The sequence below is a fragment of the Okeania sp. SIO2F5 genome, from assembly GCF_010692685.1.
In the GTDB taxonomy this organism is placed as follows: Bacteria; Cyanobacteriota; Cyanobacteriia; order Cyanobacteriales; family Microcoleaceae; genus Okeania; species Okeania hirsuta.
This window is the reverse complement of sequence record NZ_JAAHGU010000083.1, coordinates 1-21120: the sequence shown is the minus strand read 5'-3', so window position 1 is coordinate 21120 and position 21120 is coordinate 1. Positions and strand designations below refer to the sequence as shown.

Sequence of the window (21120 nt, the reverse complement as noted above, 5' to 3'; positions counted from 1 at the left end):
TTTATTAATATATTTAGAAATGATTTTTTTAGTCTTGGCTCTGTTTAACATTTTATTCGATATTAGCTAGTTATTCTATTGTTTACCTCTGCCTAATTATCATCAATTATTGATTATGATTAATTATTATTCCTGTTTCTATTCCCATTATTACCATTACCTCCACCGAAGAACACATTAGAAGTATCTTGTTCCAAAGCCCGGAAAAACAGGAGAAATTCCAGGGAACTTCTGATCGGAAGTGTATACTTCTCAAATAAATTGGTAATATTACCTATCCATGTCCTATCAATAACAATTATATCCTCATTCTGAAGTAAAATATTTTGAGAACTATCGCCAAATATTGCTTCTTTACCATTAAGTTCACGTCTAACTATTTTTCTTGTTTCCCGATCAAATCGAATCAAATTAATTTCTTCCAAATTGGCTGAATCTAATTCTATACCATTGAGAATATCTATTAATCTACTACCGTTCGGAAGATTAGTAGTAGCAAGGGCATCGTTAGGATTACTAAAAATACGAATAGTAATCTGCTGTTGGCTCAAAGTCGATTTCCCCACTAGATCGCGATCATAACCAAAATCCGAGCCTGGTTTTAATGTAGGTACAATTACAGCATCCCCATCCTTGAGAAGAATATTAGGCAACTCCGTAGAATTTTGCAAGGGAGTATATAAGTCTATTGTTTCTTCAACGACACTACCATCACTTAATTTCCTACGTACTAAAATGCTTCGTAGATCAGCAGTTAGAGATGCACCACCAGCAGCGAGTAAAGCAGAAGATACTTGATTTGCCTGATAATAACCAGGTCTTTCTACTTCCCCATTCACAGTCACAATACCAGTAGCTAATGGACCTGCTTGGCTATAGTTAGTTAGTAATTCTCGATCGCTATCTTGGGCTGTAATAGAAGTCTGATAAGGTACAATCACTACATCTCCATCTTCTAGACGCAGATCGGGAGGTGAACCACCCATCTGTAATGGGGTTAAAATATCAACTCCCTGAGCAACTACAGATCCATCAGCTAAAGTTCTACGCACTTCTACATTTCGCAGGTCTGCCGTAAAAGTGGTACCACCTGCTGCATTTAAAGCATCTGAAATTTGATAATTTCCTCCTACTGGATAATAGCCTGGTCTAGTGATTTCTCCGGCGATCGTGACTCGGACAGGACGTTGAACAACTAAGGATATGGATACTTCTGGATTAATAATAAATTGATTTAATTCAGAGGTGATTTTTGCTATTGCTTCTAATATTGTCAAATCTTGCAACAGCACTGTTCCTACTAAAGGTATTTGAATAGTACCTTCCGGACCAATAGTTGTCGCTACATTCAGGTCTGGAAATCTCTGAACTTGAATCGACAGTTGGTCTCCTGGTCCCAGTAAGTAACGTTTTAATCGTAAATCTGGGTCTGAGTCAAAATTCGGATTTAAGGGGGGGGAACCTATGGATGGTGCTTTAAGCTGTGAAATATTTTGCTGAGAGTTATTTGGTAATTGGATTTGTCCATAAGCTCTTTTGGGAAAAACTAGAGTTGCTAAGGAAATAGTTACTGCACTAGAGTAGAAACTGCCTAAAAATAAAGAAATTAACTTTTGATAATGGCGGTTAATCATAGGGTTTAAAGTAGCTTAATCTGATTAAGTTTTCCTAGTCGGGTGGTTAAATTTTTGGCGTTGGTAAATCAAGAGATGAAACTTTAAGAGTAGTCTGTTTCTGATACCTCTAAAATATTTTACCAAATTAAGTGATGGGTATCACCCCTAGTAGAAAATTATCTTACCAATTATCAACGCCAAATTTTTGGCTATATTACTATCTGATGAAATCTCGATCACTAACTATCTATTGGCAGATTATTTGAATGCTTCTTTTGTTAATAATGATGCTTGAATTTTTTGTCCAATAGATGTTAGTTGTGGCAAATAGGGGTCAATATCTCCTAAAGGTTCAATTGGAAATAAAATATTTACTGCTACCCAAGGCACGCGATTCCGAGATACCATAGCTAGTCTATCGGTCCAAAACCAATCACCAGGTTTTGGACTACCACCTCCAGGCCAGGCGTACCATTGCATAACTGCATAGGTTTGTTTATTTGTCCAACTCCTAAAAAATCTAGCTTCTATATCTGATTTATTTTGTTTTCCTGAGTCTGTAATGCTATCTCCATCAGGTGTCTGTGAGGTAAAACTAACTCGCTTGTACGAATCAGTCTTCCAACGATAATACCCATTTATATCCATCCATTCTACTTGAGGCTGGTCTTTTGATCCATTTTGAGTTAAAAGTAACAAAGTGACAGATTTATTTTCATAGTCAATTTTTTGAAGCAACCATTTATGATCGGCAATTGTTATTTCTTGATGAGATGTTGTTGTCAAATCAGGAATAGTTAATCCATCTTTTCTTATTTGTTTTAAGCTTTTAAGATTAGTAATTTTAGCGGTATTTTCCCATGACCATTTTCCTGCTACATAACCTGGTAAAGTACCTACTACTAAAATGATTAAAAGAAATACCAGTAATACTATTTGTGGGAATTGATACTTTTGGAGATTTTTTAAACTATAAACCATATTGAAGAAGGAAGAAGTTGAGAAGGAAGAAAAAGAAAGTAAATGGGGATAGTCTTGAACAACGGACTTCCTGTCTACAAACCCTAACCAATTGTAGACAGTAAAGGTGACTGTAGGCTATTAAACCCATAAATAAAAATATTGAAGAAGGAAGAAGTTGAGAAGGAAGAAAAAGAAAGTAAATGGGGATAGTCTTGAACAACGGACTTCCTGTCTACAAACCCTAACCAATTGTAGACAGTAAAGGTGACTGTAGGCTATTAAACCCATAAATAAAAATATAAAATAAAAGAAAACTTTATTGATTTTTTGACATTTATTTTAGTTAAGATAAATCTCAAAGCTAGACTCAATAAATAACTTTATGCATCAGCATGATTTGCAGGTTCAACTGATGTTGTCAAATGACTGTCTATCCAATTCATCATCAAAACTAATAAACCCAACATACAAGCAGAATACATATCTCCACCCCATCCATCATGCAGCCAATGAAAAGCTTCATCTTGACCTGTACCATGAAAAATTGTTAGTATAGTGTTTCTGATAATATTTGCACTGACGCTAACCACTGTTGCACTAGAAAGTAAAAAAATTGTTTTAACACGACTAGCTATAGCACCAGTCCAGTAAAGTAGCATTAGTGAAACATAGAGACTGGTGAATAACATTTTTAAACCTGCACAATGAGGGGCAACTTCGACAATTCTTCCCCCTACATATAGATATATTTGTTCTACAGTAACATCCATATTTAATTGTGTTAAAATGAAGCCAGCTACTGCAGCAATAAATTTTTGTAGAGGCAAGGCATAAGGTTCTATTAGATAAGGAATATGGTTAGGACTAGCAAGCAAAACGAAAATTAGCGGTATAACCATTAATTTTAATCCAGGAATCCCTTTAAACCAAAGACAAATTCCTGCTAGTATTAATGGAAAAGATAAGTTAATCAGGTCTGGGATACCACTTACATACCAAGCTCCTGCAAGTCCTAATAATATGCCTCCCAATGGGTGAAAAATATTGGGTAATTCTTGCCATTTATGACGATTATTCCAAACAATATAACCAGCAAAAGGTAGACCTATTATTCCATGACTAAAGTATTCATGTTCTATACTTATACTTTTATTTAGCCAGCCATCATACCAATAGATGATTAGAGGAATATATATTAGAAATACTAAGGCAGCGATCGCTATTGTGAGTATGTTCTGTTCAATAGCAATGGGAAATTTTTGGCGAGTTTGCATATTTTTTAGTGTTATTGATATTAATTCAAAAGATTAAAGTTTTAGACAGATATGAATCTTTGAAAGAAAACTTCACAAGTTTAACTAGCTTTCAGCTATTAGGTCGGGTTGAAATCACCTTTTTAATTACATTTCTCTCGATTTCAGTATAAATCACTCGCTGTTTGCGTTAGTGCAGCTCCTGCAGAGCATTCCGTCAGGAAATACTTTTTAAATTTAATTTTTGGATAATTAATATTTGGAGATAGCAAAAATAAGATGCTTCTCATCTTATTATTTATTCTACTTTTTCCTCAATTTTATAGCTAAAATTAATTGTTTTTAGGTGATATTTTTCTGAGAAGACCCTGAATTTTAAAATCAATTAAATTAACAGTTATTAATTAACTATTTTAGAGCTGATTTATCAAGTAAATATTAAGAGGCTGAATTCCTTGCAATACAAAGGTTTTTGGAGTTATAGCCCAATAATACCTAAATCCCTGATAGTTAGATGACATAAGGGTTTTAGCTAAGTTTACAAATCAGCTCTTACTAATTGTCTCAACAACTTGATTAATTTGTTCTTCACTAATGACAGGATACATAGGTAGGGATAAAATCTGTTGACTGAGAATTTCACTATTGGGAAAATCTCCTTGTTTATAGCCTAAATTTTTATAGGCTGGTTGGAGATGACAGGGTATAGGATAATGTATACCAACAGAAATACCTTCGGCTGTTAATTTCTCTTTTAGGGTATCCCGGTTAATGGGAGATTTGTCGGTGACTCGAATCACATATAAGTGATAAATATGCCCACTCCCACTCAAATTCTGTATGGGAATAATACCTTTTTCTTTCATTGGATTGAGAAGGCTATCATATTTTTGAGCTGCTTGGTTACGATCGCTATTCCAGCTCTCTAAATAAGGAAGCTTGACATTTAGTACTGCAGCTTGTAAGGTGTCTAACCTACTGTTAGTACCTACTTCCTCATGAACATATTTACACGGTGCGCCATAATTACGGAGAATTCGCATTTTATCCGCCACCACCGAATCGTTAGTAATAACCATTCCTCCATTACCAAAGCAACCTAAATTTTTACTTGGATAAAAGCTAAATGCAGCAGCTGTTCCTATGCTTCCAGCACGATATCCTTCTGTTTGTGCCAAATGAGCTTGGGCTGCATCTTCAAATATAATCAAATTGTTAGCTTGAGCAAAGTCTTGTAATTTACTAGGAGCTACCATTTGACCGTAAAGATGTACTGGTAATATTACCTTAGTCTTGGAGGTGACGGCCTTTTGAGCTGCTTCTAAGTCAATTAAGGCATTGTCAAGATTACAGTCCACTAGAACGGGGATAGCACCAGCATGAAGTACCCCAATTAATGTGGCGATAAATGTATTAGCAGGTAAAATTACTTCATCACCCGCACCAATACCACAAGCTTGAAGTCCTAGTGTTATGGCATCCGTTCCACAAGCAACTCCAATAGCATTTTTAACTCCACAAGCTTCTGCAAATGAATACTCAAATTTTTCTACTGCCTGACCAAGTATAAAGTCTCCTCTCTCTAATACTGCCTGGATGGAATTTTCTAGTTCTGTTTTTAGTGGTTGATGTTGGAGCTTGAGGTCAACGAAAGGAATATTTTTTGCCATTATCTATATAATGTTGATGACTAAAAATTTACTCAGATGTATTAGCTAACTGAAATATTGATTTACACTATCTTAAGTGTCTAGAGTAATAATTTATACACTAACCCTGACTATATTACTAAGTATAAGATAGCACAAATAATTGCTGAGAAAGAGCAAGACAGCCAATAAGCTTCAACATTTTTTTTTATTATTGCTACAAATAATCCTTGTTTATATAAGTAAAAATGTTATAAAAATTATAATAGAAGCATCTGAATAATATTTATATGTATTATCTAATCATAGAAAATTAAAAATGCTACTATTATGCAGTATGCAAAACTACATTGATTAACTTGGGTAGCCATTATGTAGAGGTTTTCGTTTACTAGCAGCCTCTGGAGACTATGGTAAATAAAATATACCTAGAAAATTAAGTAAAGCTATGGGTTTTGTGACACGGATATTTTTTAGAGTAGAACCTTGGCCGTGTCCATCGACAGTGGCCTTAATCCTAGAGAATAAGGTGACTGAGTATGGTATGTTTCGCACAGCTTAGTTTTCGTGAAATCGAAAATAGGAAGGTTTTGGCTCTCTTAATCTAAAGTGTAGAGTAGTGGGTCTAGCAGTTAGCTACCCCAAGTATCTTCAAAATCTCAGGCTATAGCTAGGGGTTTAGCCTCAGAGAATGTCAATGTCTAGTGTTAAGTTGGGAAAAAAATACATGGCTTCAGCTACAGATAACAAAGAAAAACAAAAAGCTTTAGATTCAGTCCTGAAAACTATAGAAAAAAGTTTTGGTAAAGGGTCAATTGTCCGTTTGGGAGATGCTACCCGCATGAAGGTGGAAACAATTCCTAGTGGGGCATTGACTTTAGACTTAGCATTGGGAGGTGGCTTACCCAAGGGCAGAGTTATTGAAATTTATGGCCCAGAAAGTTCGGGGAAAACTACCCTTGCTTTACACGCGATCGCCGAAATTCAGAAAACAGGAGGTATTGCAGCTTTTGTAGATGCGGAACACGCTCTTGACCCCACTTATGCTGCTGCATTAGGGGTAGATATCGAAAATTTACTGGTATCCCAACCTGATACTGGGGAGATGGGTTTGGAGGTAGTGGATCACCTGGTTCGATCTGTAGCTGTTGATATTGTGGTTGTTGACTCGGTAGCAGCATTAGTTCCTAGAGCTGAAATTGAGGGGGACATGGGAGATTCTCACATGGGTCTTCAAGCTCGTTTAATGAGTCAAGCGTTACGAAAAATTACAGGTAATATTGGTAAGTCTGGTTGTACAGTTGTCTTTCTCAACCAACTTCGACAAAAAATCGGTGTTGTGTATGGTAATCCAGAAACTACTACTGGTGGTAATGCTCTTAAGTTTTATTCTTCGGTAAGACTTGATATTCGTCGTACACAAACTCTGAAAAAATCTTCAGAGGAATATGGTATTCATGTTAAGGTAAAAGTTGCTAAAAATAAGGTTGCCCCTCCATTCCGTATTGCTGAATTTGATATTATTTTTGGTAAAGGAATTTCTAGTTTCGGTTGTATTATTGACCTAGCTGAAGAGACAGATGTAATTAAGCGTAAAGGTGCTTGGTATAGCTACGGAGGAAGTAATTTTGCTCAGGGTAGAGAAAAGGCGATCGCTTATATGGAAGAAAATCCTGATTTTGCCAAAAAAGTTGAACAGCAAGTTCGGGAAAAGTTAAATCATGGTGCTTTGGTTTCTGCTAATTCTGTGGCACGACCTGATGATATGGAAGAGGAAGAAGGTGAAATAGAAGTTTTGGAAGAAGAGTAAATTTTATTAGCAGAAGAGTAAATATTTCATAGTTGCAGTTATTTTATTATGATAAATCTACAAATTATGCAACTATGATTTTTTTGCTTTTTGGTGACATCTCCCACACTAAGCTGATGCTATAGTGTGAGCTTCTCGTTTCGTAGTCCCGGTATCCCGTCGGACTCCACGAGCTTTAAGGACGGAATGCCCTACCGCCCTATTTTTGATATTTATAGCGACATTTAACTAAATTTGTCAATAGTTGCAATAGACAGATAAAAGGCGGACATAGACAACTTTAGACAGGGAAATATTTTTTCTACTGTTCCCTATTCCCTGTTCCCTGCTATAAATTATTTCTTCCTTAAAAAATCAAGCAACTCTCTATTCACTGTATGAGGTACTTCCTGCTGAATCCAGTGGCCACATTCAGGGATAACTTTTAACCAAAAGGGAGCTGCTATTAGTTTATCTAAACCTTCTGTAAGTTTTTGACTTAAAAAAGAATCTTCTTTTCCCCATAAAATTAAAGTTGGTGCTGTAATTAATGATGGCTTAGGATTAAAGCTCTTTAGCCAGTTTTGAGGTAAAAGAAATTGACGATAGTGATTAATTGCGGATACTAGCGCTCCTGGTTTTTCCAGAGCTGCCTGATAAATTTGAGTAATTTCAGTAGTAAAGACACTTTTGCGAATAGCTTGTCCTTGAAAAACCCCTTTAATAAACTCTCTTAAATTTTGCTGAATCAGCCATTCTGGAATACCAGGAACTTGAAAAGCGAATATATACCAACTTCTGCGTATTTGATCTACATTTCCTGCCAGTTCTTGAATCAGTTTTTGTGGATGAGCTGCATTCAAGATTGCTAGACGGTTCAAGTATTGAGGAAATTTTTCAGCTAGATGCCAGGCGATCGCCCCTCCCCAATCATGGCCAACAATATGTGCTTTAACATAACCCAAACGTTCAATTAGTCCCCGAATATCAGCAGCTAAAGTATCTAGGTCATAGCCATTATCTGGTTTGTCTGAATCATTATATCCCCGTAAATCTGGAACTACAACCTTGAAATGACGGGCCAATGCAGGCATTTGATAGCGCCAAGAATACCAAAATTCAGGGAACCCATGAAGGAGTATAACTAACTCTCCTTCGCCTTGAGTAACATAATGTAGCCGTACATTATTAGTGTCTACGAAAAAATGTTGCCATTGAGACTCTAGAAGACTCATAGTTTGCAATCAACTCTCCTCTATTACCACCAGACTTGTCTAATTTAGTAGTAGCTTTTGTCTGGCTAATGTTAAATTTGTGATTTATCTATTTCTAGATTAACATCTGTTCAAGCTAGATTTAGCGAAATACAACTTAAGTAGCTTTTCCTCTCTGAATTACAGATATTTTCAACAATTAATAATTAGCAATTAATATAGCAATGTGCGCTGGCATATTTACAAATTGCAGGAATTGTCCAATAGCTAAAAGTCTTATATGATTCCTACGGAATGCTTGCGCAAACAGATTTTTATTCCCCCTGTTGCCTGTTGCCAGATGAGCTGTTGCCTGCGCGCAGCGCTATAATTATATCTCCTTGAAAAGAAGAGGATTGACGCGGAGCGTGAAAATTTTTTCTTCTCTTGGTCGATGCTTGGCCAGCGAGGAGACCTTGCCATCCCACCCTACGGGAAGCTCCGAAGATCGACCGCTGTCTTGGTTGATTGGATATGGCGAGGGGACCTCGCCATCCCTCAACCGCTTTTTTCTCCTTTAAAGGAGAGGCTTTAAACCTACATTCCGCGCTTCAATTTGTAATATTAAAAGTAGTATATAAATCCGTAGTTTGGTAAGTATTTATACTATGCAAATCATCTCAATTACTTTTTTCGTTGATCAAATTCCGAGTAAACAATTAAGCATAAATACTTGCTTGATTGTTTACTCAATCACAGCAGCTATGATTTTATCCTAAATTCTGACTCCTGACTCGGTCCTCCTGACTCCTTCTTATATAATACATTTTGTGGTGCGGAATGTGGGTTTAAACCTTAATTATTCGGTAAGTTGCTAATTTTTATACAAATTTCAGAACAATTTTCCCGATCTACTCAGACTTGATGGAATTGAAGAGAGATTTATCTGAAATACTAAATTTGTTTCCATTATACTTCGCCATTAAATCATAGATTATAATGGGAGATTAAAAACTGAATTTGAAGTTTCTTCCTTTGGTGGATCATTAATATCTTACGTCTCCACAAGCAGACAAGATTAGCTGTTCCTCCCTTGAACAGCTATCCATCACCAACATCTCTTATTAATTTTATTAACATAAAGTTTGACAAAATGGACAAGTTATGTATTAGTGTTTGAGAGGCTTTTCCAAAAAAAAGTGGGTTGAAAAATACATTTTTTTGATAACTCTAGACAAGATTCTTACTCCCCAACCTCCCCATACTTCCCACAAGGTTTTCAGGATTTCCGTATAAGGGATAGCTCTATAAGGGGGGATTAATGCTTTATTTAATATTTGTAATTTAGATTAAACTCAGCGTCATACCCACAAGGTTTAACGAAGGAAATTATTGACACTCTCAGTGTTAAATCAAAGATTATAACGGTAGATGCTTGCGAGTGCTGACGCAAAGCTAAACTAACACAGATTCTTAACTAGATAACAAATCAAACCAGTCGAGTTGCACACCAGTCAGACCATCTCCACAAGTTTTCTTGCTCCGTCTTTACGCCCTCGGAAACCTCAGCGCAGGCGGTACGCTTTTATTCAACCGTTTGCCCCACGGGTATTGACAAGATTATAACACCAAAAATGTGCGCACCTATATTTTTCTGGTTGAAATTCATCTCACCATTAAATCTAAAGATGATAACGGCTCGAGATCTTTCAACATTTATGATAAATTAGATAACCTGGTTCAGACTTAAGTCTTCCTGGGGAAGTTGAGTAGAGTTTGGACAAGGCTGAATCTGATTTTTCAGTAAATTAGCTAGCTCTTGTAACTGACTAATTGCTTCAGCTCCTTCTAATTTCATTAGTTCACGATCATCTCGCATCTCTGTCCAAGTAATACCATAATCTGATACTAGAAAGCGAATCAGATGATTCTCTCCCAAGCTGACCATAAATGAGGCACTATTCATTTTACCTCCGCAGGTATAACAAGATGCCAAATATCCTCTATTCTCCAGCACAATTGCCAGAGCTTGCAAGTTCATTACTAGGTCTTGTACAAATTGACGATGTTGTTCTGCAAGTCTCAGAAACACTGTTATCCTCCTATCACCACACCCCTAAATTTTAGACTTTGTTAAGGTCTTATAAAAATTTGGTGTTTAGCTTTTGAACATTAAGTATATCCCTAATAATTTTTTTAGCAAATCTCTCGAGTAGTCTTTAATGACTAGATACTTGATTAGGTTAACTAAGTAGGATTTTTGAGCAAGGTATCAAGAGCAACATCCACCTATGCCTTATGTCTTTACTTTCAAAGACTCAAACACTAAATTTAGGTTCCAAAATTAGAGATTTGAGGAATTGAAACCAGAAAATTATACAAATAATTAATCATGGTTATAAGTTAAATAGTATCCAGGTGGATTAAAGTAGCTGTAAGCAAGAGTTTTGAATGGGAACACAATTCAATCTAAACTTTTCTAGAGGTGAGTTGTTGATTTTTTATAGATATTAGATTGTATTTATATTGAAAACTATTTATAGACAAAATACTGAAATTTGAATCAGGATTCACAACAATAAAATGTATTTGCTTATTGATTTTATTGATTGTGATAATTGAATTTTCCTAGAGTAAATTAAAATTCTACAGAATAGAGTTTTTATACTGCCAAATTATCTTGAATATTGATTTTAATAAGTTGTTTTTGACATCTATAAATTTATCAAAAATCAAACTGTCACAAAAATTATTCATAATTTAAAATTTTTTATAACAGATTTTATCTAGTATTTTAAAAATGTCAAAAATTTGTATCAGGTTTAAATTGATTTAATCTTGATGCTAAATAAATACTCATTAATCTGATCAAATAAATATTTTAGAATATTTGACTCTGAGAATACTCTTATTAATGCTTGCTAATTAAAAATTAACTATTAGCTATTAAATTTTTCTAATTGTTATCTTAACTTCATAGATAAGGAATTATTGAATTTGCCACCATCCAAAAGCAGGACCAATAAATCTAACTGTTAACCAGCCAACAATCAGAAATCCAATACCAATCCATGCACCAGTTGAAGTCAACTGGATAAATTTCTCACTTTGACTTTTAGTAATTGGCAACCAAGAAATAAACCGTGCTTCTTGGCCATACTGTTCTCCTAGTGATTCTTTACGACGCTTTGCTTCACCCATAATTATTTCAATAGTTATTTAAGTGATTTTAATTTAGATCATAACAGTGAGCCTCGACAAGAATAGACTTTTTTTGTTAAATCTATTTAAGAAAGGAGCAAAAAAGTTAACTTTAAGAATTAGTTCTTAATCAATTGGGTGATTGAGCTACTATTCAAAATATTGGAAGAAGACCAGCCTTATAACCCATCTTCCGCACTTCAACTTGTAGTATTAGAGAAACATAGAGAGCGAGCGCCAAATCCCTTAAAGTGTTAAGTGTTTATACTATCTATAACTATTCAAAAATTGATAAACTTAATTTGGGTTTTTATTATAAATAAGTCAAGCTTAATGAGAATAAACCGAAAACTTGAAAAAAGTTCGGGTTGATACACCGCGAACAAACCCTGAAATGAGTATTTTTACCTCTCTTTTTTCAAAAAAAAATAAGTGGCTCGGTTTTTATACTTCTGTTGTGCTACATTTTGACGTGCAGAGGATGGGTTTCAATTCAAAATCATTTATTTAGACAAAAAGTCTGCGATCGCTTGGAATGTCGCTTCCACCTCTATGGTTTTCTGCTTATTAGATGTCTCTTTTTCGGATGCATGGCGTGTAATGACAACCTGTGCTTTCGGATTGATATAGATCAGTTGTCCGAATACACCTTTCGCAAGATATGAACCGTCCCTGTCATTTGTGATCCACCAATAATCTCGATAGGCACCATGCGGTTGAGAGGGTAGCTGTTCCAGTTTACAGAATTTACTAACTTACCCTCTCGAGGTGGGAATCCTGTCATAATACCAAGTTCAGCAGCAGTCGGCTCTTTCTTTCGCTTCATTTGCTTATCTCCTTACTTCTCATCTTTCAACGCATAACTATTTATTACTCACCGTTCGCTTAAATTTCTCAGCTATTCATGATTGTAATGGCACAAATGCTTATATTACAACCCACATTCTGTACTTCAAAATGTAGTATTAAAGAAATCTAAAAAGGACTCCCTTGACGTCTGGTCAAATTGAGTAAAAATACTAGGTTGAGTCCAAGTTCTCTTTTGATTGAAGAGTGTAATAATTGATTTGATTTTTGATTATTGGAGATGTCTATTTATGTACTTAAATATCGATATTCTGACTCCTGACTCCTGACTCCTGACTCCTGACTCCTGACTCCTGACTTCATCAAGTTAACCATGTAGTATCTAAGTAATCAATCTTGGCAAAAGGACTAAGAGCTACTAAAAATTGCTTGCCATAACTACGACGAATTACACGACTATCGAGCAAAGCAACAACACCTTGAGATTCTCTGATAGAGGCAATAGCACTTTGCAATTCCTGTAATGCCTTTGGTAAAAGGTATAATCTAAACCAATCTAAACCCCGTTGCTTATAAAAATTTACTCGTCCAGATACTAAGGGATTTTCCAAAGATGGAAGGGGTAAAGTGGCAATTATCAATAATTTAGGTGCTTTTAATTCCCTTTGATGCTTTTGCCAAAATTCCCAACCAGTAATCAAAATGCCTTGTACTCCAGGAGAAGTAGTTTCCACTTGAACTCGGGAACCAAATTCAGAGGCCAAAACAGCGCCCACTTGAGCTTTAAGTGGTACATCTCCAATGACGATCGCTATTAATCCATCAACAGCATTAGAACTGATATACAATAAAGTCCTTATTTCTTGAATTAATGCTTCCTGAAATTTAGGTGTATTTGGCATCGGCAAACCATTGGGCAGATATAATTGAATCATCTCATTGCGACGATCAGGGGAAAATTTAACGCAGGTCAAGTCCTCTAACCCCATCATCTTTCTATAGGTAGAAGCTTTGGCCTCTAGGTCTAATGCTCCTCCAATAATCACTACAGGTTGTTGAGTCCATATATTATAGAGAGCTTCAGATAAATCACAAGGAGTACAGTATAAAGAAAACGAGCCTCTCTGGCGATGAATTTCTGCCCACCTTAATTGTCCATCGCTTTGCCACTTCAACCAAAAATCATTATTCAAATGATTACGATGTAATTCCTTGTTTGTTGGAGTCAATGACAAACGTTCGATGAGATTTTGTAAAATCTGCTCCTCATCTTGTTCAATTAAGTAGCAACTGTAGGGGTTTGCTGGATGTTGGAAGAGCGATCGTGTTAAGTTTATCCTGGCTTCACGAATAAAGTCAGCTTCATCGGAGTAAACTTGCATCAGTTGATTCCAGTCAGCAGATAAAAAACTGGTAGTTAAATAATTTTGGACCCAAGTTTCTAGATCGTCTGCCCAATCTATAATTGTGGGAATACCTTGAGAAAACTGCCCATCTGGCCATTGGTTAATTAACCAAGCTTCAGGAGTTATTAGTAGTAGTCCATTAAAGTCAGAATCTGGTTGTGGATAGGTTTGGATTGGCTTATTGGGCAGTGATGAGCTACTGTATGAATTATTTCCAAGCAACTTAGGAATTTCTACCCTAAGTAAATGTTCCTGTACTGGCCGAGGAGCGACTAATATTGTTTTTTGAGGCCACATTAAAATTGGTACTAGGTAGCTTAACTGATATTGTTGATTATGGCTACCTGGCGGACACCCCGTTTGAATCAAAGCACTACGCCCCAGCCGCAAGGCCCTCGCGACTAAACGTGCCATCGTCAAATTATGAGGCCATTGAGGTTCATTTTGCGATCGCAGGAAATTACGCAGGGATCTATGGACTTCTACTTCGATCACAAACTTTGACCCAAATAATAAAAGCTGTTGATAAAATCAATTACCTTATTTTTAGGAGGCAAAGAAAAGGTTTGCTCTGTTATATTTTGACAGTTTTTTTTACCAAAGCCTGGATTACTACTTAATACTAAACTCTGACCACTTGAATTATTTAAAATTAATTGAGTAGGGCTTGAAAAAAAAGCAATTTTGTGCCTAACCGACTCAATGATTGTTTGGATTCGTTGATTTTTTTTGACAAGCTGTTCCATTTTTATTTCCAATTCTAATATTTTGGTATTCATTTTTTGTAAAGGAATATTTTCGACAATTTCTATCACATTAACTTGAGCTTTTTTAGCATCAGCAAAAGGAAAAATCACAATAAATGCAAGCATAAATAACAGTTCATCACTATCTACTCTAAAATTCAAAACAGTTTTTTGGTAACTAACTTCAATAGTGGGAGGACGAGTAACAAAATTATAATCCTTACCCAAATGATAGTAGGTTGTAGCAAGAGCTACATTAGCTTTTAGGTCTAAAGGTGAATCAACAATAATTTGAACTGTTGGAGATTGTTGGCTAAAAAATCTTTTAGATTCTGCTGATGATTTAAAATAATAAACTTGGCTATGATCTCCTTTGGGACTAGTATCAATCCATTCACAAACAATTTCATCAGCTTTAATATTTAATCTGGGAACTTCATAAAGTTTTGCCCCAGTCAAAATTGCCCCTGATAAATCTACTCCCACTAAATCAGTTCTAATTAAATTGGCTTCAGTTAAATCAGCATGAACTAAACTAGCATTAGTTAATTTTGTATTAGTTAAATTTGCTTTACGAAGATTTGCCCCACTCAACTTAACATTAGTCAGGTTAGCATTAGTTAAGTCAGCTCCATTAAGAATAGCCCATCTAAGATTAGCTCCATTGAACTGGGCATTCCTGAGATTAGCCATACTTAGATTAGCCTGTCTTAATTCAGCATTGGTAAAATCAGCTCCTTGTAAATCTGCTTTTGTTAGATCGGCACTATGGAGGATAGCTTGTTCTAGATTAGTTCCTTTTACTGTGGCAACTCGAAGATTTACACTGCTAAGGTTAGCTTGCTTTAAGTTTGCTTCTGTCAGGATAGCTTCTCTCATATCAGCACCACTGAGATTTGCTCTGTTGAGATTAGCTAGAGTCATGTCTACTCTAACTAATTCTCCTCTAACTAATGTAGCTCTAACTAATGTAGCTTCCCTAAGATTAGTTCGGACTAGATTGGCCACATTTAAAGTTGCTTGGTTTAATATTGCCCTGTTGAGATTGGCATTGCTCAGGCGAGCTACATTAAGATTAGCTTTACTAAAGTTTGATTCACTAAGATTAGCACCACTAAGATTAGAGACAAATAGAGTAGCATTACTGAAATTACTTTGACTTAAGTTCATCTTACTGAGGTTAACTTCTGTCAGGTTGATAGCAGTAAAATTTCTTTCCCCTTGTGCATATCTTTTGACTAATTCAAATCTTCTGAATATTTCTTCTGGCATCTGTTGTTGATTAAGTCAAGTTGAATAAATATATTTTTCTACTGAATTTTAATATAATTTTTTTATCTAAATTAGTTATTTGTACAAAACAAAAGTAGGTAATCTAATCAAGTTAACTGTTAAACTTGAAGTCAATATTAATTTTCTGGATATAGTAGTCTTAAATCATTTGTAAAAAATCTAGGAATAGAAAATAAATCGAACAGTCTTTTCCCTAATTCCAAAATATTTTATGCAAATTTTAAATTAACACTGCTACATTAATCATAAAGATACAAAAGATTTCATCTAAGTGAGGTACACCAGTGGCGGGCAAGATGTCCGACCACAAAATTTTTATTGTTAATTTTTGTACTTTATATACTTGTAATTTACTGTATTTATCTTGCTTTGACTTTTAATATCAATTTGGAGTCTAGTTTTTTTACTCTATCATGTTATAGTTTTTTGCAATTAGGTGAAGTACAAAATTCAAGATTTTAGGGAATAGGGAAAAATTATAAATATCTGTTAGAAAACAGGGTTTTCTATGAAAAAGTTTGTAGTCAATCTAGAGCCATTGTATTCTATACAAGTTTTCTATTAGACCTCTCCATAAAATAGGGAGTAGGGAGTAGGGAACCCACCCCTAACCCCTCCCAGGAGGGGAAATAATTGATGATTTATGCGTATGGGATTGATTTTATTTTTGATTATCGGAGATATCTATTGTGCTAATGTAACAAATATTTTATTCTGTTATCGGTGGCATTAATGAAAGTATAACAAATCCCTCTTAAGAATAAAACTTTGATATTTGAGATAATAATTATCAAGAATAATTTTGCATTAGTAAACTACTATTTAAAGTCATGAAAACCATCAAGGAAATCCATAATTGTATTTATGGAACATGACTCTGCTTGAGGTACTTGAATGATAGTTTCTACTTCATTATTTTTACTAACTTTATTAACTATTTGCTTACCAAATGTAGGATGATTATAAACATTAAAAATTTGATTGCTTGAATTAACAAGAGTTATTTTTGTTGGTGTCTGAAAAAACTTAATTCCGTTGCAAAATCTCAGTAATTCCTTGTCTTTATTAACTTGATTAACTTTTTTAATAGATTGGTTGAAAACTGCAGTTAGCTGCTGGATTTTTTTAGCCGTTCTAGGAGTTAAATAGTTTACATCTTGAGAGTTAAGCATTTTCATAATATTGCTAATTTTCTCTTGAGTCTTAGCAGCATCATTAAAAGCGATAATAGCAGCATAAGCAATACCAAATAGTTTCTTATCGCTTTTCATTTGAAACGAGATTATTGTTCGACAAGAGTTAATTTGTATAGAAGGTGGTTGATTTAGCTCTGGTAAATACTTACTAATTTGATAATATATTGCTGCTAGAGCATAATGACTAGAGCTATCTAAGGGAGCATCAACAATAATTTTCACTTTAGGAAGAGTCTCGTGAAAGAAACTTGTTATTTTTTCAGCATTGAGATAATGGACTTTACTTCGATCTCCATTAGCACTCAAATCAAACCATTCACAGATTGCTGCTTCTGTTTTAATTCCTAAGCGAGAAGCGCCATAAATTTTTGCACCTGTTAAAGTTGCACCTGTTAAATCTGCTCCAATCCAATCTACTTCAATTAAACAAGCATTTGATAAATCAGCATGAACTAAGCTAGTATTTAAAAGATTAGCCTGGGACAAGTCAGCTCTACTTAGGTCAGCACCACTAAGCTTGGCATCACTAAGATTAGCGCACTTTAGGTTAACCCCAATCAGACTAGCCCAACGTAAATTAGCCCCACTTAAATCAGCTCCATTCAAGTTAGCACCAGTCAAATTAGTTTGTCTGAGTTCAGCACCACTAAGGTCAGCACCACTAAGATCAGCACCACTAAGATCTACTCCTTGCAAGTTAGTTTCTATTAAATTAGCTCCTGTTAGAGAAGCAAAGCGTAGGTTAGCTCCCTTTAAGTTGGCACCACTAAGATTCGTTTTTCTGAGGGTAGCTTCTATCAGACTTGCTCCACTTAAGTCGGCAAAAGAGAGATTAGCCTCACTTAATTCTGCCCTAATCAGCTCTGCTCTAATCAATTTAGCAGCAACTAATTGAGCTTTTTTTAGATTAACTAAAACTAGATTAGCTACATTAAGATCGGCATCATTTAAGTTAGTGCCACTAAGATGAGCGCCATTAAGTTTAGTAATATTAAGTTTAGCTTTACTGAGATTAGCATCAGCTAAATTTGCCCCATTGAGGTTGGCAACGCTGAGATTGACTCCGCTAAGATTTGCACCACTGAGATTAATACCACTAAGATTGGCCTCAAAAAGATTGAAGTCAGTAAAGTCTCTTTCACCAGCGGCATATTTTTTTTGAAGTTCTTCGATTATCATTAGGGCGCACCCTGGTATAATCCCCATTTAATTATGATTAATATAGGTATTGTCGGATTAGGTTTAATCGGTGGCTCAATTGGATTGGATTTAAGAACCCTAGGTTATCATGTTCTTGGGGTATCTCGTCGAGAACAAAGTTGTCAAAAGGCACTCGCTCTTGGGGCTGTTGATGAGGCCAGTTTGGATCTATCTTTACTATCTATTGCTGATGTAATATTTATTTGTACTCCCATAGCTGTTATTATTCCTACTTTAGAAGAGCTGATTCCAATTCTTTCTCCCACTACAATTTTAACCGATGTCGGCTCGGTTAAGGCTCCTATTGTGGAAGCTGTTTCCGACATTTGGCCTAATTTTGTAGGTGGACACCCCATGGCTGGCAAAGCAGAAAATGGTATTGAAGTGGCTCAGTTGGGTTTATTTCAAAATAGACCTTATGTTCTAACTCCGACTGAAAATACTCCCCTAGAGTCTATAGAGAAAGTTGAGGCAATAGCAAGGATGCTCAAGAGCAAAGTTTACTTTTGTGACCCTTATGAACACGATAGAGCTGTTGCTTTGATTTCTCATTTGCCTGTTATGGCCAGTGCTAGTTTGATTCTTGCTTGTATGAGCGAGGCTAATCCTACAGTTTTCAAGTTAACACAAGATTTGGCTAGTTCTGGCTTCCGTGACACTAGCAGGGTGGGAGGAGGTAATCCTGAATTAGGACTAATGATGGCCAAATATAATAGTGGAGAGGTGTTACGATCGCTCTATTCTTTTCGTGAACAAATTGACCAGTTTATTCAACAAATTGAACAAGAAGATTGGCAGACTCTGGAAGAAAAGTTAAGGTATACAGAGCAAAATAGAAAACTATTTTTACACCATGAAATTTGAGATTCTTCAGTTTTTATTTTCATACCTTGATTCAGCGACGCCAAATTCTGAATAGTAGCGGAGGTAATTAACAGTATTTTTGACAAAACCTGCTATGGGGAGAGCAATTAATAAACCCAAAATTCCCCATACTTGTGCCCCTACTAATAAACTGACTAAAATCCAGACAGGATTAAGACCAGTAAAGCCTCCTAATATTCTAGGAGCAACAAAGTTTTCAATTGCTTGCTCTATTAAAACTATCACTATTAAAACCTTTATACCTAGCCAAAAATCTTCTAAAGTTATTAATAAACTTACGAGAGTTACACCTAAAGCTGTACCAAAAGGAATTAAAGTCATTAAACCAATTCCTATGCCAAATAATAAACCAAAAGGAGTTCCTAGAAATAATAAACCGATGGTCATAGCTACGCCCATTAAACAAGCTAATGTTGCCTGACCAATAAAATAATTTTGAAAGTTTTGTCTTAATGATTTGCGTACATGAATCTCTAGGTGATTAGGCAACCAATTAAATATCCCATCCCATAAGCGATCGCCATGTAACATTAGGTAAAAAGTGATAATTATGGTGATTAAAATATCAAAAATCCTACCTAATGTATTAACAATAAAACTAATAATGTCTCCTGTAATATCTTGCAATTGAGAAGATAAACTTTTTGTAAATTGATTTGTCCAAAGGGTTAAGTTAATCGGTAATTTATGCTTATATGCCCATTGGTCAAATGATTCTAATTGTTGATTTCCTGATGCGAGCCAACTAGGAAATTTTTCAATAAATCCGGTAAGTTGCTCTAATAATAAGGGAATTAGAATAACTCCTAAAACTAATATAATTACTAATGCTACTAAGAATACTAAAATAACTGCTCTGGGGCGTTTAACTTTATGTTTCTCTAAAAAAAGCACTGGGTAATCTAATAAAAATGAGAGTAAGGTTGCAGAGACGGCTATTGTAATTATTCGACCAAAATATTGAAATATTTGGAGCAAAGCCCAACCATTTATGACAATTATTGGTAATGCTAAGTACCACAATAATCTTTTATTTAGTAAATTCAGCATAAATTAGCTTGTACTTTTAATTTTTAGTGATTTCTCTTCTATAGATGAATAGATTAACTTAAAAATGATGACTATTTTGGGAAAAGATGTTGATTTTTAATTATAAATTAAATGATATAGCGGTTCTCATATTCATCAGATACAGCATTTTTTTCTCTTCCCTATTCCCTACTCCCTATTCTCTAAAATAGAAAACTTGTGTATCTCACCAAGGGTAATAATTGTTATACTATATACTACTAAATATTATATTTAAACAAAAAATCAGTTTTACATTATGAGTAAAAAAAATCTGGATAAAAAAATGTTATACAATAACTATAATTTAATTTTTAATACTTGTAAAAAATGTATGGAAAGGCTTAAATCTGCGTTATTTTTTGCAGGTTTCACTGTAATCAGCTTATTCTTTCTAATAATTATCAAAAAGGTGATTATGCCTGTATTAATTATTTTTAACAATGGAAGTTTCACCTCAATATAGCATCACTTTTAGTAATTAGTATAAGAGGAAAAAAACTTATATGTAGCAATAATTCATCTGCTACTTAAAATTAGTAGGGAGTGGTGCATAACTCCCTACTTAATTAACTTAGTTAAATCTGCTGCAACTCATCTAAACGAGCCAAAACTTCTTGACTATGAATAGGCGGTCTTACCCCGAGAAAAATCTCCTGCAACATCCCATCTGGATCGATAATAAAAGTATGTCGCATTGAGAAAAAATTCATCCATGAACCATAAGCTTTGTTAAACTAAGCCAGGTAAGTTACCCTACCCGACTCGTCTTCAGAACCGGACGTGAGACTTTCACCTCATCACGGCTCCTCTCTTAAACGTCCCTTTTCATGGGTACATCCCTGCCTTAATATC

The 21120-nt window shown here is 35.1% G+C and carries 13 protein-coding genes and 1 pseudogene; 2 read left to right on the top strand and 12 right to left on the bottom strand.

Annotated elements, in window-relative coordinates; genetic code table 11:
* Window positions 1-119: 119 nt before the first annotated feature.
* The 4 genes from F6K27_RS21790 to F6K27_RS21775 all read right to left on the bottom strand — a co-directional run bounded on the left by F6K27_RS21790 (window position 120) and on the right by F6K27_RS21775 (window position 5502).
* Window positions 120-1634: an SLBB domain-containing protein gene (locus F6K27_RS21790; protein ID WP_124144563.1), complete on the bottom strand. Its 1515-nt coding sequence runs from the start codon at window positions 1632-1634 to the stop codon at window positions 120-122.
* 240 nt (window positions 1635-1874) lie between these two features.
* Window positions 1875-2597 (bottom strand): cyanoexosortase B system-associated protein, encoded by a 723-nt coding sequence (locus F6K27_RS21785; RefSeq protein WP_287279273.1) that lies wholly within the window; start codon window positions 2595-2597, stop codon window positions 1875-1877.
* Between the two features lie 362 nt (window positions 2598-2959).
* The gene (gene crtB / locus F6K27_RS21780; protein WP_287279274.1) at window positions 2960-3853 is read right to left on the bottom strand and encodes a cyanoexosortase B; all 894 of its coding nucleotides are present in this window, start codon (window positions 3851-3853) and stop codon (window positions 2960-2962) included.
* A gap of 524 nt (window positions 3854-4377) precedes the next feature.
* Window positions 4378-5502 (bottom strand): DegT/DnrJ/EryC1/StrS aminotransferase family protein, encoded by a 1125-nt coding sequence (locus F6K27_RS21775; protein WP_124144566.1) that lies wholly within the window; start codon window positions 5500-5502, stop codon window positions 4378-4380.
* Between the two features lie 706 nt (window positions 5503-6208).
* On the opposite strand from F6K27_RS21775, the gene recA reads away from it, so the two are divergent.
* Entirely contained in the window at window positions 6209-7291 is a 1083-nt protein-coding gene (recA, locus tag F6K27_RS21770) for a recombinase RecA (protein WP_124144585.1), read from the top strand.
* A 335-nt stretch (window positions 7292-7626) separates the two neighbouring features.
* On the opposite strand, the gene F6K27_RS21765 is transcribed toward recA, so the two are convergent.
* The 6 genes from F6K27_RS21765 to F6K27_RS21740 all read right to left on the bottom strand — a co-directional run bounded on the left by F6K27_RS21765 (window position 7627) and on the right by F6K27_RS21740 (window position 18291).
* Window positions 7627-8505, bottom strand: coding sequence for an alpha/beta fold hydrolase (locus F6K27_RS21765; protein ID WP_124144567.1), 879 nt, complete (start codon window positions 8503-8505; stop codon window positions 7627-7629).
* Between the two features lie 1684 nt (window positions 8506-10189).
* Window positions 10190-10555, bottom strand: coding sequence for a DUF1815 family protein (locus tag F6K27_RS21760; RefSeq protein WP_124155091.1), 366 nt, complete (start codon window positions 10553-10555; stop codon window positions 10190-10192).
* Window positions 10556-11451: 896 nt separating this feature from the next.
* The gene (locus tag F6K27_RS21755; protein ID WP_124144569.1) at window positions 11452-11664 is read right to left on the bottom strand and encodes a DUF2839 domain-containing protein; all 213 of its coding nucleotides are present in this window, start codon (window positions 11662-11664) and stop codon (window positions 11452-11454) included.
* A 1169-nt stretch (window positions 11665-12833) separates the two neighbouring features.
* Window positions 12834-14372, bottom strand: a complete 1539-nt coding sequence (locus tag F6K27_RS21750; protein ID WP_287279436.1) for a helicase C-terminal domain-containing protein — start codon at window positions 14370-14372, stop codon at window positions 12834-12836.
* Complete coding sequence (locus F6K27_RS21745; protein WP_287279437.1) at window positions 14369-15895, bottom strand: pentapeptide repeat-containing protein; 1527 nt, start codon at window positions 15893-15895, stop codon at window positions 14369-14371. Before F6K27_RS21745 ends, F6K27_RS21750 begins: the two co-directional genes overlap by 4 nt.
* A gap of 839 nt (window positions 15896-16734) precedes the next feature.
* Window positions 16735-18291, bottom strand: coding sequence for a pentapeptide repeat-containing protein (locus F6K27_RS21740; RefSeq protein WP_287279439.1), 1557 nt, complete (start codon window positions 18289-18291; stop codon window positions 16735-16737).
* Window positions 18292-18327: 36 nt separating this feature from the next.
* On the opposite strand from F6K27_RS21740, the gene F6K27_RS21735 reads away from it, so the two are divergent.
* Entirely contained in the window at window positions 18328-19176 is an 849-nt protein-coding gene (locus F6K27_RS21735; protein ID WP_124144465.1) for a prephenate/arogenate dehydrogenase, read from the top strand.
* A 6-nt stretch (window positions 19177-19182) separates the two neighbouring features.
* Here the strand turns inward: F6K27_RS21735 and F6K27_RS21730 are convergent, their stop codons facing one another.
* Together F6K27_RS21730 and F6K27_RS21725 are read right to left on the bottom strand one after the other, a co-directional pair.
* Window positions 19183-20247: an AI-2E family transporter gene (locus F6K27_RS21730; RefSeq protein WP_287279438.1), complete on the bottom strand. Its 1065-nt coding sequence runs from the start codon at window positions 20245-20247 to the stop codon at window positions 19183-19185.
* Between the two features lie 596 nt (window positions 20248-20843).
* A pseudogene (locus tag F6K27_RS21725) lies at window positions 20844-20999 on the bottom strand (peroxiredoxin); the annotation flags it as partial.
* Between the last annotated feature and the right edge of the window lie 121 nt (window positions 21000-21120).

Excerpts from the sequence above, each read along its gene's own strand:
- F6K27_RS21785 (WP_287279273.1), bottom strand. The coding sequence starts at position 2,597 with ATGGTTTATAGTTTAAAAAATCTCCAAAAGTATCAATTCCCACAAATA.
- F6K27_RS21775 (WP_124144566.1), bottom strand. The coding sequence starts at position 5,502 with ATGGCAAAAAATATTCCTTTCGTTGACCTCAAGCTCCAACATCAACCA.
- F6K27_RS21740 (WP_287279439.1), bottom strand. The coding sequence starts at position 18,291 with ATGATAATCGAAGAACTTCAAAAAAAATATGCCGCTGGTGAAAGAGAC.
- F6K27_RS21755 (WP_124144569.1), bottom strand. The coding sequence starts at position 11,664 with ATGGGTGAAGCAAAGCGTCGTAAAGAATCACTAGGAGAACAGTATGGC.
- F6K27_RS21745 (WP_287279437.1), bottom strand. The coding sequence starts at position 15,895 with ATGCCAGAAGAAATATTCAGAAGATTTGAATTAGTCAAAAGATATGCA.
- F6K27_RS21765 (WP_124144567.1), bottom strand. The coding sequence starts at position 8,505 with ATGAGTCTTCTAGAGTCTCAATGGCAACATTTTTTCGTAGACACTAAT.
- recA (WP_124144585.1), top strand. The coding sequence starts at position 6,209 with ATGGCTTCAGCTACAGATAACAAAGAAAAACAAAAAGCTTTAGATTCA.
- F6K27_RS21730 (WP_287279438.1), bottom strand. The coding sequence starts at position 20,247 with ATGCTGAATTTACTAAATAAAAGATTATTGTGGTACTTAGCATTACCA.
- F6K27_RS21790 (WP_124144563.1), bottom strand. The coding sequence starts at position 1,634 with ATGATTAACCGCCATTATCAAAAGTTAATTTCTTTATTTTTAGGCAGT.
- crtB (WP_287279274.1), bottom strand. The coding sequence starts at position 3,853 with ATGCAAACTCGCCAAAAATTTCCCATTGCTATTGAACAGAACATACTC.